The organism is Vibrio sp. Y10_XG_PY6, assembly GCF_024181795.1.
GTDB lineage: Bacteria > Pseudomonadota > Gammaproteobacteria > Enterobacterales > Vibrionaceae > Vibrio > Vibrio diabolicus.
In genome coordinates, this window is record NZ_JAMZAQ010000001.1 from 1,309,283 (window position 1) to 1,326,249 (window position 16,967).

General features: G+C 47.5%; 14 protein-coding genes. 8 read left to right on the forward strand and 6 right to left on the reverse strand.

Features of this window, described 5'->3' with window-relative positions; genetic code table 11:
• Positions 1-6: 6 nt before the first annotated feature.
• From NL644_RS05705 to NL644_RS05720, 4 genes are all read right to left on the reverse strand, one after another.
• Positions 7-783 (reverse strand): enoyl-CoA hydratase, encoded by a 777-nt coding sequence (locus NL644_RS05705; RefSeq protein WP_053809174.1) that lies wholly within the window; start codon positions 781-783, stop codon positions 7-9.
• Between the two features lie 49 nt (positions 784-832).
• Entirely contained in the window at positions 833-1,987 is a 1,155-nt protein-coding gene (locus NL644_RS05710; RefSeq protein WP_237284996.1) for an acyl-CoA dehydrogenase family protein, read from the reverse strand.
• A gap of 95 nt (positions 1,988-2,082) precedes the next feature.
• The gene (locus NL644_RS05715) at positions 2,083-3,576 is read right to left on the reverse strand and encodes a CoA-acylating methylmalonate-semialdehyde dehydrogenase (protein ID WP_253658147.1); all 1,494 of its coding nucleotides are present in this window, start codon (positions 3,574-3,576) and stop codon (positions 2,083-2,085) included.
• Positions 3,577-3,646: 70 nt separating this feature from the next.
• Positions 3,647-4,825: a thiolase family protein gene (locus NL644_RS05720; RefSeq protein ID WP_253658148.1), complete on the reverse strand. Its 1,179-nt coding sequence runs from the start codon at positions 4,823-4,825 to the stop codon at positions 3,647-3,649.
• Positions 4,826-5,034: 209 nt separating this feature from the next.
• Here NL644_RS05720 and NL644_RS05725 point away from each other — a divergent pair, with 209 nt between their 5' ends.
• The 6 genes from NL644_RS05725 (at position 5,035) to NL644_RS05750 (ending at position 12,154) form a co-directional block, all read left to right on the forward strand.
• Positions 5,035-5,421, forward strand: coding sequence for a MerR family DNA-binding transcriptional regulator (locus NL644_RS05725; protein WP_005373242.1), 387 nt, complete (start codon positions 5,035-5,037; stop codon positions 5,419-5,421).
• A gap of 45 nt (positions 5,422-5,466) precedes the next feature.
• Positions 5,467-6,636 carry an isovaleryl-CoA dehydrogenase gene (locus NL644_RS05730; protein ID WP_253658149.1) on the forward strand — a complete coding sequence of 390 codons (1,170 nt, stop codon included), beginning with the start codon at positions 5,467-5,469 and terminating at the stop codon, positions 6,634-6,636.
• Between the two features lie 98 nt (positions 6,637-6,734).
• On the forward strand, positions 6,735-8,342 hold the full coding sequence (locus NL644_RS05735) for a carboxyl transferase domain-containing protein (RefSeq protein ID WP_237309460.1): 1,608 nt from the start codon (positions 6,735-6,737) through the stop codon (positions 8,340-8,342).
• Positions 8,343-8,447: 105 nt separating this feature from the next.
• Positions 8,448-9,230 (forward strand): enoyl-CoA hydratase-related protein, encoded by a 783-nt coding sequence (locus NL644_RS05740; RefSeq protein ID WP_253658150.1) that lies wholly within the window; start codon positions 8,448-8,450, stop codon positions 9,228-9,230.
• Positions 9,223-11,271, forward strand: a complete 2,049-nt coding sequence (locus tag NL644_RS05745; RefSeq protein ID WP_253658151.1) for an acetyl/propionyl/methylcrotonyl-CoA carboxylase subunit alpha — start codon at positions 9,223-9,225, stop codon at positions 11,269-11,271. The genes NL644_RS05740 and NL644_RS05745 overlap by 8 nt, the downstream gene beginning before the upstream one ends.
• Entirely contained in the window at positions 11,252-12,154 is a 903-nt protein-coding gene (locus tag NL644_RS05750) for a hydroxymethylglutaryl-CoA lyase (protein WP_053807849.1), read from the forward strand. The genes NL644_RS05745 and NL644_RS05750 overlap by 20 nt, the downstream gene beginning before the upstream one ends.
• 87 nt (positions 12,155-12,241) lie before the next feature.
• Here NL644_RS05750 and NL644_RS05755 read toward each other — a convergent pair whose 3' ends face one another.
• Positions 12,242-14,863 carry an ATP-binding protein gene (locus tag NL644_RS05755; protein ID WP_253658152.1) on the reverse strand — a complete coding sequence of 874 codons (2,622 nt, stop codon included), beginning with the start codon at positions 14,861-14,863 and terminating at the stop codon, positions 12,242-12,244.
• Between the two features lie 11 nt (positions 14,864-14,874).
• On the reverse strand, positions 14,875-15,711 hold the full coding sequence (locus NL644_RS05760) for a phosphate/phosphite/phosphonate ABC transporter substrate-binding protein (RefSeq protein WP_308322569.1): 837 nt from the start codon (positions 15,709-15,711) through the stop codon (positions 14,875-14,877).
• A gap of 132 nt (positions 15,712-15,843) precedes the next feature.
• Here NL644_RS05760 and NL644_RS05765 point away from each other — a divergent pair, with 132 nt between their 5' ends.
• Entirely contained in the window at positions 15,844-16,164 is a 321-nt protein-coding gene (locus NL644_RS05765; protein WP_225461011.1) for a DUF1840 domain-containing protein, read from the forward strand.
• 249 nt (positions 16,165-16,413) lie between these two features.
• A complete protein-coding gene (locus NL644_RS05770; RefSeq protein WP_139060652.1) occupies positions 16,414-16,962 on the forward strand; it encodes a sugar O-acetyltransferase in 549 nt (182 codons plus the stop codon).
• The last annotated feature ends 5 nt before the right edge of the window (positions 16,963-16,967 follow it).

Below are 16,967 nucleotides of genomic sequence, written 5' to 3' on the forward strand. Positions count from 1 at the left end.
CCTCCGCTAGCTGTTTGTCCATTGTGGCTTGCGCTTTTGCAAGAACGCATTCACACCCTCAGTCTGATCTTGTGTATTGAACAGCTGTAAAAACAGTTCACGCTCTAAAACCAATCCAGCTGCGTGAGTTTGGCTGCGTCGACCTTGAATGAGCGTTTTGCACGCAGAAATGGATTTCGGTGATTGGCCCGCAACACGCTGTGCTAGCTCCATAGCCGCTTCGAGTGCTTGACCTTTCGCCACCACCTCTTCGACTAAACCAATTTTTTCCGCTCGCTCGGCCGTCACTCGTTCGCCACATAGAATCATACGCTTCGCCCAACCTTCACCTACCAACGCGGTCAGGTTTTGTGTCCCTCCCGCACACGGCAACAAACCTACCGATGCTTCAGGAAGTGCCATTTGTACTTGTTCTTCTGCGATACGAATGTCACACGCCATCGCCACTTCCAGACCGCCGCCCATCGCATAGCCATTAATCGCTGCGATAGAAACCCCATCGAATGCAGAAAGCGCTTCAAACGCTTCACCAAATGCGAACGCCATGTCTGCTGCTTGTGATTTATCACCCGATGCAAAGTTATTAAGATCTGCTCCAGCAGAGAAGAACTTCTCGCCTTCGCCTGTTAAAACCAACGCATAAATAGAGCGATCATTGCTGAGTTCAATCGCCAACTCTTTGAGCTGATTTAGGGATTCAAGCGTCCAAGTGTTCGCTGGCGGATTACTAATCGTGAGCTTGGCAATATGCGCTTCGCGCTCTAATTTGATTTGTGCCGTCATAATCTTTCAGTCCTTTTTAATTTCTTTAGGTAAGGCTGTGTCTCGCTGACTAAAGCAGCTCAACGCCTTCCGTTAGTAATCGTCTTGCGACGATCAGACGCATGATTTCGTTGGTACCTTCAAGGATTTGGTGAACACGAACGTCTCGGAAATGGCGCTCGACTGGATATTCTTTGATGTAGCCATAGCCACCGTGAATTTGCAGCGCCTGATCGCAGACTTTAAAGCCCACATCAGTAGCAAAGCGTTTTGCCATGGCACAGTACGCACTTTTTTCTGCGTGCTGGGCATCGAGTTTAGCGGCAGCGAGTCGCACCATTTGACGCGCAGCGACCAGCTCAGTCGCCATATCAGCAAGCTTGAACTGCAACGCTTGAAATTGCGCCAGTGAACGGCCGAACTGTTTGCGTTCGTTCATGTATTGCTTGGCTTCGTTCAGTGCTTGTTGCGCAGTACCGACGGAACAAGTAGCGATATTGATTCGACCACCATCAAGGCCAAGCATGGCGAACTTAAAGCCTTCTCCCTCTTCACCCAACAGATAGTCAGCCGGAACGCGGACATTTTCGAAGGTGATCATGCGCGTTGGTTGGCAGTTCCAACCCATTTTGGCTTCTTTCTTACCGTAGCTAATGCCTTCGCAATCAGCAGGAACGACGAACGCAGAAACGCCTCCCGCTCCTTCGCCGCACGAACGCGCCATCACGACGAGAACATCTGTATCACCCGCGCCAGAGATAAACACTTTTGCGCCATTGAGGACAAACTCATCGCCGTCACGCACTGCACTGGTCGTCAGTGAAGCGGCGTCAGAGCCTGCATTGGGCTCGGTTAAACAGTAGGAAGCGAGCTTTTCACCCGAAATTAGATCCGCGCTAAATTGCTGCGCCACTTCCGCTTTGGCAAAGCTGGTGATCATCCACGTCGCCATGTTGTGAATGGTCATAAACGCAGTAGTCGCGGTACAACCCATAGCCAACTGCTCGAAAATGATCGCCGCATCCAAACGAGACAATCCCAAACCACCATGCTCTGGCGGCGTATAGATGCTCAGAAAGCCAAGTTCACCAGCTTGACGCAGTACATCTTTAGGGAAATGATGGTTTTCATCCCACTCGGCCGCGTGCGGCGCTAACATTTGGTCTGCAAACTGCTTTGCTACTTCGGCGAACGCGAGTTGATCTTCGTTTAATTCAAAATCCATCTTGAAGTCCTAAGGTCTAATTCGTTGCATTTTTATCCGAGCCAAGCCCTCTAAAAGGAAGAAGGGCTTGGCTAGAGGTGTCGCTAATCCATTAATTAGCTAAGTTGAATAGTCATGTTTGGACCGCTTGGAATGTCATCTTCAAACCAACGCGCGGTGACAGTTTTCGTCTCGGTGTAGAAGCGAACCGCCTGTTTTCCATAAGCATGCAAATCGCCATAGAAGCTGCCTTTCCAACCCGTGAATGAGAAGAACGGCAATGGCACAGGAATCGGCACGTTGATGCCTACGTTACCCACTTCGATATTGTGCTGATACTTTCTCGCAGCTGCGCCGTTCGCCGTAAAAATAGACGTACCATTACCAAAGCGGTTTGCATTGATCAGTTCAATCGCTTCATCTAGGTCATCCACTTCCATAGTTAACAGTACAGGCCCGAAAATTTCTTCCTGATAAATCGACATATCGGTTGTAACATTGGTAAACAGCGTTGGCCCCACCCAGTTACCGTTCGGGAAGCCAGGTACTTGGCAATCTGTCCCGTCCAGAACACAATTCGCGCCAGACGCTTTGCCTTCATTAATCAGATTCACCACACGCTGTTTCGCTTGAGGGCTAATCAGCGGACCATAACCGGCGGTTTTATCATCCCACGCGCCAGGTTGAACCTGAGCTAACGCTTCTTTAAGCTCTGGAATCCATTCTTTGGTTTTTCCGACAAACACCGCAACCGAAATCGCCATACAGCGTTGGCCTGCGGCACCGACTGACGCGCCAACTAGGTTATTGATGACTTGCTGCTTGTTTGCATCTGGCATGATGACCATGTGGTTCTTAGCACCTGCAAATGACTGCACGCGTTTCAGGTTGTCTGTACCTGTTTTGTAGATGTACTCACCAACGGGCACTGAGCCGACAAAAGAGATCGCACGAACGACTGGATCAGTCAGAATGCGATCGACTTGCTCTTTGGTGCCGTGAACAATTTGCAAAACACCTTTTGGTGCACCTGCTTGTTCAAACAGCTCCGCCAGTTTCATTGCCGTTCGTGGCACTTGCTCTGACGGCTTCAAAATAAAGGTGTTGCCACAAGCGATCGCCATTGGGAACATCCACAATGGAATCATCGCAGGAAAGTTAAACGGTGTGATGCCAGCACAAACACCGAGCGGTTGAATGTAAGAGTAACCATCAATATTGGTTGCGACATTCTCAACCGTTTCACCCATCATTGAGCTACAAATGTTTGCAGCTTGCTCTACCACTTCAATTCCGCGCCAAATGTCGCCTTTCGCATCAGCGAGGGTTTTGCCTGTCTCACTTGAAAGCAGTATCGCCAACTCATCGTGTTGCTCTTTTAGCAAGTGTTGGTAGCGTAGCATCAATCTCGCACGCTCCGGAGCGGCAACTTCTTTCCAACGCCTAAACATCTCTGTTGCGCTGGCGATCGCCGCATTCATTTCCGATTCGGTGGCACAAGGCACTTGCGCAATCACTTCGTTGGTTGCCGGGTTGGTTACATCTAGCCATTGTTTTGAGTCGGAGATGGCAAATTCACCACCGATATACTGCTTTACTTGTTCTGTCATGATGACATCCTTGTATTTTTCAGCTTGTTACTGACTACTGTTATGTAAGTGAAACTTTGTTGAGAATGAATTAGCAGATTTCAATCGCGATGGCGGTAGCCTCGCCGCCACCAATACAAAGCGATGCAACGCCACGTTTACCGCCTGTTTGTTTAAGAGCGTGAATCAAAGTCACGAGGATTCGGTTACCACTCGCACCAATTGGGTGGCCTAAAGCACAAGCACCGCCGCGAGGGTTCACTTTGCTCTCGTCCAGTTCGAGTGTCTTCACCGCGTATTGAGTGACAACAGCAAAGGCTTCATTGATTTCCCAAATGTCCACGTCTGATTTGTCCCAGCCCGTTTTTTCCAGCAGCGTTTCAATCGCGAAGACGGGTGCGATGGTGAACTCATCAGGCTGTCTTGCATGCGTGCTGTACGCGACAATTTTCGCTAGTGGTTGAAGGTTTTCCTGACGGCCAAATTCACTATCGACCAATACCATTGCCGATGCACCATCAGAAATAGAACTGGAATTTGCTGCCGTTACGCCGCCATCTTTGGCAAACGCAGGTCGTAAGGTGGGAATTTTATTGACGTCGAGTTTGCTCGGTTGCTCATCGTCTACCACCAAGGTTTCGTCGCGTCGACTTTTTACGTTAACAGGCACGATCTCTTCTTTGAACAAACCTTGTTCGATTGCTTGCTGCGCACGAGTCACCGACTGCTGCGCCCAGATATCCATACTTTCACGGCTGAACTGATACTTTTGCGCGGTTTGTTCGGCAAAGACACCCATCAATTCGCCTTGGTAGGCATCCTGCAAACCGTCATAAAACATATGATCAAGCACTTGCTCATGGCCTAAGCGGAAACCATCACGCGCTTTCTTAAGTAGATAAGGAGAAGAGGACATGTTTTCCATACCGCCAGCGATAACCGCGTGCGCGTTACCAGATTGAATAAGATCATGTGCCAGCATGACGGTTTTCATACCCGAACCACAGACTTTATTCAGTGTCGTACAACCGATCGATTGTGGCATTTCTGCTTTAAGACTTGCTTGTCTTGCTGGCGCTTGCCCCACGCCAGCAGGTAAAACGCATCCCATTAATACTTCGTCTATTTTTTGCACATCGAGTTGGCTTTCGGCTAGTGCCCCTTGGATGGCCTTCGCACCGAGTTCCGTGACATCTGTTGAAGCTAATGCACCTTGAAAAGAGCCGATAGGCGTTCGCTTGGCGGCAACAATCCATGTTTCATCTTTCATTCCATTAACCTTTTGTTGACGTTTACGTCATAACTATACTAACATTTACGTTAACGTCAAGTTTGCGGTTATTGTTTGTTCGAGTGATTCTTTTATTTCGAGTAAATGCGAGTGATATCAAGGCTCAAGAGTGGATGTTGTTTATTTACTTTAACGTTAACGAATTGTATATTCGTATGAATGTTATACGAAAGTCGTAAGGTTAAGGAATGAACACATTTAAGATCAGCGAGCTCGCGAAAGAGTTCGACATTACTACCCGAAGTATTCGCTTCTACGAAGATTTAGGTCTCCTAACTCCGGAACGTAAAGGCAACACACGAATCTACAATGGTCGCGATCGAATTCGACTAAAACTGATTTTGCGAGGTAAGCGATTGGGCTTTTCTCTTGCAGATATCAAAGAGTTATTTGAACTCTACGATACCGATCAAAGTACTGAGCAGTTGAACTATATGATTCGGTTGATCGAAGAGAAGAAGGCAGCATTGCAACAGCAAGCAAACGACATTCAAGCGGTAATGATGGAGTTAAATGCTGCGCAGTTGCGATGCCAAAACACACTGAGATCCATGAAAGGCGAAAAAGTCACCTAACACCTCAACTCTGGGATGTAGGTGACGTAAAGGCAAGGACACGCAATGAAATCTACCTACTCTTCCCTGAACTTTGTTTATGACGAAAATACCGATTTACTTCGCGAGCAAATCAATAGTTTTGCTGCAAGAGAAATTGCGCCGCTAGCGCAATCTATCGACCAATCTAACGACTTTCCAAACCATCTTTGGTCCAAACTGGGTGACATGGGTCTTTTAGGTGTGACCACCAGCGAAGAGTTTGGTGGTGCGAACATGGGTTATCTCGCCCACGTTATCGCTATGGAAGAAATCAGTCGAGCATCCGCTTCGGTTGCGTTAAGTTACGGCGCTCACTCCAATCTTTGTGTCAACCAAATCCACCGCAACGGCACACAAGCACAAAAAGAAAAATACCTACCAAAACTCATCTCCGGTGAACATATCGGTGCCCTTGCCATGAGTGAACCCGGTGCAGGCTCAGATGTGGTCTCTATGCAGCTTAAAGCGGAACGTAAAGGCGATATATTCCTGCTAAATGGCAACAAAATGTGGATCACTAACGGTCCGGATGCACATACCTATGTTGTCTACGCCAAAACCGATCCAAGCCAGCATTCTAAAGGCATCACGGCCTTTATTGTAGAACGTGGATACCCGGGATTCACTCAAGCGCAAAAGCTCGACAAACTAGGCATGCGCGGTTCGAACACTTGTGAATTGGTATTCGAAAACTGCGAAGTCCCTGCTGAAAACATTCTTGGTGAAGAAAACCAAGGCGTGAAAGTGTTGATGAGCGGTTTGGACTACGAACGCGTTGTGCTTGCCGGCGGCCCGCTTGGCATTATGCAGGCATGTATGGATATCGTTGTGCCATATATCCACGACCGTAAACAGTTCGGCAAATCCATTGGCGAATTCCAGCTTGTGCAAGCGAAAATCGCGGATATGTACACACAAATGAATGCTGCTAAAGCCTACGTATATGCTGTGGCAGCCGCTTGTGATCGCGGTGAAACCACACGTAAAGACTCCGCTGGTGCGATTCTCTACAGCGCGGAACTGGCAACCAAAATGGCATTAGATGCCATTCAGTTACTTGGCGGTAATGGCTATATCAATGAGTTTGATACTGGTCGTTTACTACGCGATGCCAAGCTGTATGAAATTGGGGCCGGCACTTCAGAAATTCGCCGCATGCTTATTGGTCGCGAATTGTTTAACGAAAGCGCCTAATCATCATACCTAGGCGTTCTAACTCGAAACAACTTCCTTATTCAACCTAAATAAAGACGGGGGTTGTCACCCGTCTACCGAATGGAGATCGGCTATTTATGGCTTGTTTGACGACCAAAATTAATACCCATTCAGAGCAGTATCAGGAAAACTACCGCTCTATGGCGTCGCTTGTAGATCAACTCTATACTGTGACTGAACAAATCGAAGATGGCGGCGGTGAGAAAGCCCGCGAGCATCAGCAGAAGAAAGGTAAACTTCCGGTTCGTGAGCGCATTCTTGCCCTACTCGACCCCGGTTCATCTTTTTTAGAAATCGGTCAGTTTGCAGGTTGGGATGTGTATCCAGATTACGTTCCATGTGCGGGCGTAGTAGCGGGTGTTGGTGTGATTGACGGCACCGAATGCATGATCGTCGCCAACGACGTAACGGTAAAAGGCGGCAGTTACTACCCGCTCACGGTTAAAAAGCACTTACGCGCACAGGAAATCGCAGAGAAGTGTCAGTTGCCGTGTGTTTACTTAGTCGACTCTGGCGGTGCTAACCTACCCCGTCAAGATGAAGTCTTCCCTGATAAAGACCATTTTGGTCGTATTTTCTACAACCAAGCCCGTATGTCGGCCAAAGGCATTCCACAAATTGCGGTGGTCATGGGGCTATGTACCGCTGGCGGCGCTTATGTTCCTGCGATGTGCGACGTATCCATCATAGTCAAAGAACAAGGCACGATTTTTTTGGCAGGTCCACCTCTGGTAAAAGCAGCGACAGGTGAAGAAGTCAGCGCGGAAGATCTTGGTGGCGCAGACGTTCACTGCCGTACGTCTGGCGTAGCCGATTACTATGCTGAAAATGATCACCACGCGTTAGAACTGGCAAGACAAGCTGTCTCTCAAATCAACCACTTGAAACCCGTCCAACTCAAGCAAAAAGCGCCACAGGAACCACGCTTTACTGCGCAAGAGCTGTACGGCATCGTCGGAACCGATCTTAAAAAGCCGTTTGATGTCAAAGAGGTCATTGCCCGAATTGTTGATGATTCACAATTTGATGAATTTAAAGCCTTGTTCGGTGAAACCTTGGTCTGTGGCTTTGCTCATATTCACGGAATGCCGATTGGCATTGTCGCTAACAACGGCATTCTATTTTCGGAATCGGCGCAGAAAGGTGCGCATTTTATTGAGCTGTGCGCACAGCGCAAAATTCCTCTGCTATTTTTGCAGAACATCACTGGCTTTATGGTCGGCCAGAAGTACGAAGCCGAAGGCATCGCCAAGCATGGCGCGAAAATGGTGACCGCTGTTGCGTGTGCAGACGTACCGAAGTTTACCGTGGTTATAGGTGGATCGTATGGTGCAGGTAACTACGGTATGTGTGGTCGCGCTTATGATCCAACCATGATGTGGATGTGGCCAAATGCACGTATTTCCGTAATGGGTGGAGAGCAAGCGGCTGGCGTGATGGCACAAGTAACCCGCGATATTAAAACGCGTAAAGGAGAAAGCTGGAGCACTGAAGAAGAAGAAGCGTTTAAGCGTCCTATCGCGCAGCAGTACCAGACTCAAAGCCATGCGTATTACGCCAGTGCTCGCCTGTGGGACGATGGCATTATTGATCCTGCAAAAACACGTGATGTTGTCGGCATTGCTCTGTCTGCGGCGCTTAATGCGCCAATACCAGACAGCAAATTTGGCATCTTCCGTATGTAGTCGGATGCAAGGCAAACCTTAACTCCTCGCAAATACCGATGTTCGTAAAGTATATGGTTAGCGAGTATTGGAATAGAGACTGAAATGTCAGACAAAGGAAGTCACATGACCGGACTACTGCTTGAAAAAGACAGCAATGGCGTTACTTGGTTGAGCCTGAATCGGCCAGAGAAACACAACGCGTTTAATGATGAATTAATTGCTTCACTTATCGAAACCTTGGAAAAACTTGAGAGAGACGACTCTCTACGTGCATTGGTACTAACGGCACAAGGGAAACACTTTTCTGCGGGTGCGGATCTTGGCTGGATGCAGTCAATGGCCACCAAAACCGAGAGTGAAAACCTGCAAGATGCACAGCAACTAGCAAAACTTTTGCATACGCTGGATACCTTTAGCAAACCAACCATTGCTATGGTGCACGGCGCTGCATTTGGCGGCGCACTTGGGCTTATCTGCTGCTGCGATATCGCTATTGGTACACCTGAAAGCCGCTTCTGTTTGAGTGAAGTAAAGCTCGGTTTATTACCCGCTACCATCGGACCTTACGTAATCAGAGCGATTGGACAACGACAAAGCCGACGCTACTTTTTAACCGCGGAACTGATTGATGCCGAAACCGCGCTATCGATGAGTATTCTTCATCAGATAGACGCTCAACCACGTGAAGCCGTCAATCGCACCATTGATCACCTGCTCAACAACGGTCCACAAGCCATGCAGGCTGCAAAAGCACTTTGTTTACGCTGTGATAACCAACCTATCGATCATTCATTAATTGAATACACCAGCCAAGCTATTGCAACCGCTCGCGTGTCCAGTGAAGGACAAGAAGGACTAGCTGCATTTTTTGAAAAGCGCGCCGCCAATTGGAGGAATCATGTTTAAAAGAATACTGATCGCAAACCGCGGTGAAATTGCCTGCCGAATCATTAAAACCGCAAAAAGCATGGCTATCGAGACGGTAGCCGTCTATTCCGAAGCGGATCGCAGCAGCTTACATGTTAAACAAGCGGATTTCGCTGAATTCATTGGCCCCGCTCCTGCGAGTGAATCGTATCTCGATATCGATGCAATTGTCGGCGCTGCGAAAAAATGGCAAGCCGATGCTATCCACCCTGGGTATGGTTTTCTTTCCGAGAACCCGAAACTGGCGAAAGCGTGCAGCGAAAATGGCATTGTTTTTATTGGCCCTTCCACCAGCGCAATTGAAGCAATGGGTTCGAAGTCGCAAGCCAAAGCCATCATGTCTGAGGCGAACGTGCCCTTGGTTCCCGGCTATCACGGCACAGACAACAGCGTTGAGCACTTATTAGCGGAAGCGGAAAAAATCGGTTACCCAGTGATGCTTAAAGCGACACAAGGTGGCGGCGGTAAAGGCATGCGAGTGGTCAATAGCGCAGCCGAAATGCCCTTGGCCATCGACGGTGCGCAGCGTGAAGCGCTTTCAAGCTTTGGCGATAAGCAGCTTCTAATCGAAAAATGCATATTGCAGCCTCGCCACGTTGAAGTTCAGGTATTTGCTGACCAGCATGGCAACTGTGTCTATCTTTCTGATCGTGATTGTTCCATTCAGCGTCGTCATCAAAAAGTAGTCGAAGAAGCGCCAGCTCCCGGTCTTAGTGATGAACTGCGTAAACAAATGGGTAAAGCCGCGGTTCAGGCCGCGCAAGCAATAGACTACGTTGGCGCTGGTACGGTTGAATTCTTGCTCGATAGCCGAGGTCAATTCTACTTCATGGAGATGAATACCCGTCTGCAAGTTGAACACCCTGTCACTGAATTGATCACCGGCGTTGATTTGGTGGAGTGGCAATTAAAAGTCGCAGCAGGTGAGCATTTACCGATCTCGCAATCTGAAATCACCCACAACGGTCATTCAATCGAGCTACGAATTTACGCCGAAGATGCAGACAACGACTTTATGCCGTCGACGGGCCGCATTGATTACTTAAAAGAACCATTATCAGACAAGGATGTGCGCCTAGCTTGTGTACGTGTTGATAGTGGTGTTGCTCAAGGCGATACCATCAGCGAATACTACGATCCGATGATCAGCAAACTGATCGTCTGGGGCCAAACACGTGATATCGCGCTCAAACAGCTTAAACAGGCGTTAACTCAATATCACGTACGTGGAGTAACGACAAACATTGGTTATCTGCACAGCATTATTTCGCAGCCAGCCTTTGCCAATATCGAACTTGATACCGACTTCCTAGTTAAACATCAGCAAGGCATTAGCGCGCAGCAAAATGTGTCAGATTCTATCTGGCTAACGTTGGCAGCGGTCGCTCGCTGGAATGATCTCATTTCAAAATCAGACAGCTCAACGTTACCCGCGCCAACCAAACAAGGTTTTAGACTGTCGGTTGACAACGTTTATCGATTTAACTTCACGGATGCCAATGCCAACCATCAGGTACGTTTGCAACAATCATCGCAGGATACAGGTTCTCACTTCACTATCCGATGCGGCGAGGAGTTGCATCAGGTCATCCTGCTTGAAAGTGGCAACCAGTTTATCGTCGATATTGATAATGTGCGTTACACCTTTAATGTACTTAGCGACGAGCAACAGACAACGCTGTTTTATCTTGGTCAGCAGCGCACGTTTGCTCATCAACCTAACTTTGACTCTGCAAAAGATGCAGACGATGAACTAAGTCCAACCGCACCACTGAACGGCGTGATCTCGGCGGTCATGGTGAATAAAGGTGACAAAGTGGCGGCGGGCGATCCGCTGTTAGTGCTAGAAGCAATGAAAATGGAATACACCATTACCGCTCCGGTAGCTGCGACCGTTGATGAAGTGTTTTATCAACATGGAGACCAAGTACAGCATGGTTCCATCCTGCTGCATTTAATTTCTGCACTCGAAAATGTCTGTGAAGATAAGGAGCACGAATATGCTACCAGCGAAGGTTAATATCGTCGAAGTTGGTGCTCGTGATGGCTTGCAGAATGAAACGGCAGTGACGCTGATTGATAAAATCCGTTTGATTAACCAACTAAGCACCAGTGGCTTAAAACACATTGAAGCAGGCTCTTTTGTCTCGCCGAAATGGGTGCCTCAAATGGCCGATTCCGATCAAGTATTTTCAAGTATCATACAAAAGCCTGACGTGGTTTATAGTGCGCTCACACCAAACCTAGCAGGGTTAGAACGTGCGCTGGAAAGTGGCGTAAAGCAAATTGCGGTGTTTGGTTCGGCTTCGGAGGCGTTCAGCCAAAAGAACATTAACTGCAGCATTGCAGATAGCCTAGCCCGTTTTGAGCCGGTTATCGAACTGGCGAACCAGCACAACATACCTGTGCGCGGATACTTGTCTTGCACTATGGTTTGCCCCTACGAGGGAAAAATAAAACCAGAGCAAACCACCAAGGTCGCGAATGCGCTGTTTGATATGGGATGTTATGAAATATCTCTGGGCGATACTGTCGGTAAAGCAACGCCTAATCGCGTTATCGCCATGCTGGATTCGCTGTTAACGCAACTGCCAAAAGACGCGCTCGCGGTACATTTTCATGACACCTATGGACAAGCTTTGGCCAATATTTACCAAGCCTTGTTAATGGGCATCAACACCATTGATAGTGCGGTTGCTGGTTTGGGCGGCTGCCCTTACGCCAAAGGTGCCAGTGGCAATGTTGCAACGGAAGATGTGCTTTATCTTTGTGAGCAACTTGGGATTGAAACGGGGATTGATCTCAACATCATCAATGAAGCGGGTTGGCAAATTTGCCATGCATTAGGTAAACGTCCGTCTTCCAAAGTAGCACTCGCTTTGGGTGACCCAAACAGCTTGTAAATTGCTCAACCCGCGATAAACAACTACAAACGAGCATGTTTAATAACATGCTCGTTTTCTTTGAGCCGATTTAATCTAACCGAAACACTAAACAGAAGCGTGCTTTTCCTCTGCAAGGGTGTGGCACCCCCACTTCGCGATCATATTAAGCAAATCACTTTTCTGAACTGGTTTTGTCAGGTAATCATCCATACCTAATGCGATACTTTTTTGTTGCTGCTCTTGCATCGCATGTGCAGAAAACGCGACGATTGGACACCAAGGAAACGCACCACTTTCCTGTAACTCACGAATGTCTTTTGTCACGCCAAAACCATCTTTGTTTGGCATAGAAATATCGGTAATCACCAAGTCCGGAGAAATCTGTTTATAAAGTTCAACGGCTTCAACACCATCTTCCGCCAACGTCAGTTTAACACCTGTGTCTTGCAACATTTTTTCAATCAATATTCGATTGATATGGCTGTCTTCTGCGACTAATAGGTGCAGGCTAGAAAAGTCAGGGTTCTCATCTGAGGAAAGTTCTCGACGCTTTTGTGTCTTAGTAGAAAACAGAGCTTGCAGTTTATGCTGCGTGACCGGTTGCGGCAATAAACGATCCCGCTCGCACGACCATGCCTGCCCTTCCTCCATCACGCAAGGTGCAAGGAACAGTACCCGTTTGGCGGCGGATTCTGTCGCATCAAGCTCATAGAGCGCATCTCTATCTTGAGCATTGTTTACACTCGCGAGGATACGATCAAAACCATCCAATTTTTTACCCAAAGACTGCGCAGTTGACCAATCGTTGGCATGAGTAACTTCAATGCCAATCTCTTGAGCTAAATGTATCAAGTGTTGCACGCGCGGTTGATAATCATCAATCAACAATAGTCGATTTGCACTCAGCTCTATCGGATCGGCAAGAAACTGACTTTGCTTAGGCAACTGCAAACTAAAGCTAAAACACGACCCTTTGCCAAAATCCGAATGCACACAAAGCTCGCCGTTGTACATGCTGATCAAACGTTTTGAGATTGCCAACCCCAAGCCTGTACCTTCATGGCGTCTTGTCGCGGAGGTATCGACCTGCTCAAACTTATCCATAATATGAGCCAATCGATCTTCGGGAATACCAATGCCCGTATCATTCACGGAAAAATCAAAACCGTACTCACTTTCTCTGACTTTGAGTAGCACATGGCCTTCATCCGTGAATTTCACCGCATTACCGATCAAGTTAAGCAAGATTTGATTAATCCGACCTTTATCGCCGACCACGACCGTATTCATAGACAATGGCATATCAACCAACAACTTAAGGTTCTTTTTATCCGCCTGATAGGCACACAAAGCGGTGCAACTCTCGACGAGTGAACGCAAGTCAAACTCCTCTTCAACTAACGTCAACTTGCCCGCTTCTACTTTGCTGTAGTCGAGGATGTCGTTAATGATCGTCACAAGGTTGTTGGCAGATTTGTGCAGCAAGAGTAATAACTCCCTTGGCTCTCGACGGTTTTCGTTCTCAAGCAATATCTCGCTGATCCCCATGATCGCGTTCATTGGGGTGCGAATCTCATGGCTCATGTTCGCCAAAAATTCCGATTTGGCTTGCATCGCCTTTTTCGATTTATCTAAAGCAGACGACAGACGCCTCTCCATCCTGCGCCTGTCGGTGATGTCACGCTCAACCGCAATAAAACGTAACAGCCCGCCATCTTCATCAAACACAGGAGAGAGCTCCAACTCGACCCAATACGGGTGCTTCGACTTGGTATAGTTGAGTATTTCAACCCTAATAGGAGAGTGCTTACGGACACTTTTTGAGAGCAATGCCACCGTATTTGGGTCTGTGTCTGGCCCTTGGAGTAACTCGCCCGGCGATTTGCCAATAACTTCTTCCAACGTATATTCGGTTAGCTGTTCAAACGCAGGGTTTACCCATGCAATAGTGCCGTCAGGGTGAGTAATGATGATGGTATCACGCGCATGTTCAGCAACCTCAGCAAGCTGCGATATTTTGGCCGATAACTGTTGCTGGGTTTGATGCTCTTGCTGAAGTTTAGTTTGCGCTTGTGCTAAAGAGCGTGACATTTGGTTAAACGCTTCGCCAACACGTGTAACTTCGTCATTGCCTGAAATCGAAATTTGCGAACCCGGACCTTGCTGTGAAACCTTGATTACCCCAGTACGAAGAAGATCGAGCCGCTTCATCAAATAGCTACCGAGAGCATACGAAAACATGGCCACCAGCGACATTTCAATAAAGGCGATAACCAAACTTGCCTGAGTCGCAAATGAAAGTACTTGATGTACATGTTCAACATTCACCCCCATTTCAACCTTACCGAAAGTCTGCTCTCCAAGAGTAATCTCTTGCGCAACATCGTAAACTCCATCGGTCACATCAAACGGTCTCACACCAGTATCAACACCGCTGTAATCCCCTTGTAGCGTCAACTCGACGCCATCTTGATTAACAATACGAATATAAGCCAGCTCGTGCTCACTCACGACAGAACGAGCAAAACTGTCTAGGTAGGCTAAGTCCGTCGCAATCACCGCATCTCTCGACGCCTGAGCAAATACACTCACCAAGTGTTGGCTCCCAACCTCGAGGCTAGTCTCGTTGGAACTTTCCAACCAATTAAGCCCACTAATGATGAGTACACCGAGCGCAAGGGCCTCAATAAGAGCAATGCCAAGTATCGTTTTCGAACGCAGCGTCATAGGGCAACCATTTATCTTGAGATTCCCAATTGAACAACATCTTGCCAATCTTGGTCTTGTGCAAGCTGTAACCCGTCAATGTTGAGTAAAGTGAAACTCTCCTGTGCTTTTGGATCATCATTAAGTTGCGAAATTGCCTTTCGTAAGGCAAGAGTAATCTCTTCATCGACATTATTTGAAACCGCAATAGCATGAGGCGTATAACCAGCAGTTGTATAAATGATGCTAAGTTGGTCTTTTATTTCACTCGGTAAGCTCTCAAAGGTACGCTTCACGCCACCACCAGCAATGTACAAACCTTTAAGTACCCCCAAATAGACTGAGTCGTGCGAACCAACGTATTTAGGCGTAAACTTGATGCCTTTCTGCGCCAACTCTGATTGTGTGATGATAGAGGCAGCAAATGCTCGTGGAGCAGGAAAAGCGATGGTCTTTTCTTGCAGCTCATCAAGGGAAACCGACTTCCCTCGCCTTGCTACAATAATGCCTGTGATGCGCTTATTTTTCGCTCTTGCTAAAGCCGTATAACCTGGGTTTTGATTCACCAACGTAAAGTGATATGGGTTCATGTATGCAATGTCGTAGGCTCCAGCCATCAAGCGTGCTTCGAACGTGGGAATATCACGCGCCGTGGCAAACTTAATCTCAACGCCAGCAAGATCTCCCCAACGTTGCAGTAATGGCTGCCATTGTTGCACTAGTTTGGTCGCCGACTGTTGCGGTACGACACCAAAAACAATGGAAGGTTGAGCAACGACAGAAGGTGAACATGTGCATAACACCATAAGCAACGTAAATATTCGCTTGTGAAGCCGCCAAATCAACGTCTTTAATTGGGAGTTCAACAAAATCATCTCCTTAGGTTTGTCTTTCGTTAAAGATAGATAGCTATCTGAAAGATTGCGAATTATCGGATTAAATTGCCTCGTGTCTCAGATACCATTTATACTCAAATGAACACCTACAACAGGAGCAGGTAAATGCTTGTTACATTTCGTTGCCATAGCCACTCGAACGTCACTATGTTTGGCGATATTGCAATAAAGATGATCAAAATGATGGGGCATAGTGGCTCAGTACCAGGGTCAATTTCCGCTCAAGACATCCCTGATGCTCTATCTAGATTGACCTCCGCTCTCGCAGCACAAGAAGCGATAGAGAAGAACAACAGTCAAGCAATGGAAGAAGATGAGGAGCAAGAAGAACAAACGGTCAGTTTAGGACGCAGAGCATTTCCACTTATTGAGCTTTTAAAATCGGCTATTAAAGAAGAGTGCGAAGTGATGTGGGACAGCCAATAAATGCTCCAAATCAAGCTGTGGAGAGGAAAGCAACATCCAATCTATACTTTCCTCCCCTGCTAAAAGGAACTTACCCAATTCACTTCACTTCTCTATTTGAATGACTCTTAACGAGTGCTTACTCAAAACTAAACCTATTGAATATAAATCAGTGATAAACCTCTGATTTCATAATAAAAATCCCCTATTGACTGAAACACTCACTTATCATTGTGGCCTCAACTGCAAACCATTAATGGAATGATTGTTATGTCAGAACTGACTCGGATGCGCTCTGGAGAAACCTATAATTGCCTGGATGAAGAACTAAAGCTAATGCGCGCCAAAACTGCGCAGCTTGTCTTCCAATTTAACCACGAGCCAAACCCAGGTATCCGTAGACAACTATTGGCGGAGATGGGCGTCCAATTAGAAAACAGCGCCTGTATAGAGCCACCGCTTCAACTTACCTACGGTTGCCACTTGTCCATCGGGGAAAACACCTACATCAACTGGGATGCCATTATTCTGGACAATGGACAGGTTGAGATTGGTGCGAACGTCATGATTGGGCCTAGAGTGCAAATTTACACAGCCGCTCATTCACTCGATACACAAAGACGCTTAGCCGGAGATGAGATCGCCAAACCGGTCAAAATCGGCAATAACGTTTGGATTGGTGGGGGCGCAATCATACTGCCAGGCGTGACCATTTGCGATGAGGCCGTCGTCGGCGCTGGCTCTGTCGTAACCAAAGATGTTGCGCCAGGCGATCGAGTTGCTGGAAATCCGGCGCGCTCCATTAAACCAAAAAACTGAAGAAA

Coding starts and splice junctions, on each gene's coding strand:
- NL644_RS05705 (WP_053809174.1), bottom strand. CDS start 783: ATGACGGCACAAATCAAATTAGAGCGCGAAGCGCATATTGCCAAGCTC.
- NL644_RS05710 (WP_237284996.1), bottom strand. CDS start 1,987: ATGGATTTTGAATTAAACGAAGATCAACTCGCGTTCGCCGAAGTAGCA.
- NL644_RS05715 (WP_253658147.1), bottom strand. CDS start 3,576: ATGACAGAACAAGTAAAGCAGTATATCGGTGGTGAATTTGCCATCTCC.
- NL644_RS05720 (WP_253658148.1), bottom strand. CDS start 4,825: ATGAAAGATGAAACATGGATTGTTGCCGCCAAGCGAACGCCTATCGGC.
- NL644_RS05725 (WP_005373242.1), top strand. CDS start 5,035: ATGAACACATTTAAGATCAGCGAGCTCGCGAAAGAGTTCGACATTACT.
- NL644_RS05730 (WP_253658149.1), top strand. CDS start 5,467: ATGAAATCTACCTACTCTTCCCTGAACTTTGTTTATGACGAAAATACC.
- NL644_RS05735 (WP_237309460.1), top strand. CDS start 6,735: ATGGCTTGTTTGACGACCAAAATTAATACCCATTCAGAGCAGTATCAG.
- NL644_RS05740 (WP_253658150.1), top strand. CDS start 8,448: ATGACCGGACTACTGCTTGAAAAAGACAGCAATGGCGTTACTTGGTTG.
- NL644_RS05745 (WP_253658151.1), top strand. CDS start 9,223: ATGTTTAAAAGAATACTGATCGCAAACCGCGGTGAAATTGCCTGCCGA.
- NL644_RS05750 (WP_053807849.1), top strand. CDS start 11,252: ATGCTACCAGCGAAGGTTAATATCGTCGAAGTTGGTGCTCGTGATGGC.
- NL644_RS05755 (WP_253658152.1), bottom strand. CDS start 14,863: ATGACGCTGCGTTCGAAAACGATACTTGGCATTGCTCTTATTGAGGCC.
- NL644_RS05765 (WP_225461011.1), top strand. CDS start 15,844: ATGCTTGTTACATTTCGTTGCCATAGCCACTCGAACGTCACTATGTTT.
- NL644_RS05770 (WP_139060652.1), top strand. CDS start 16,414: ATGTCAGAACTGACTCGGATGCGCTCTGGAGAAACCTATAATTGCCTG.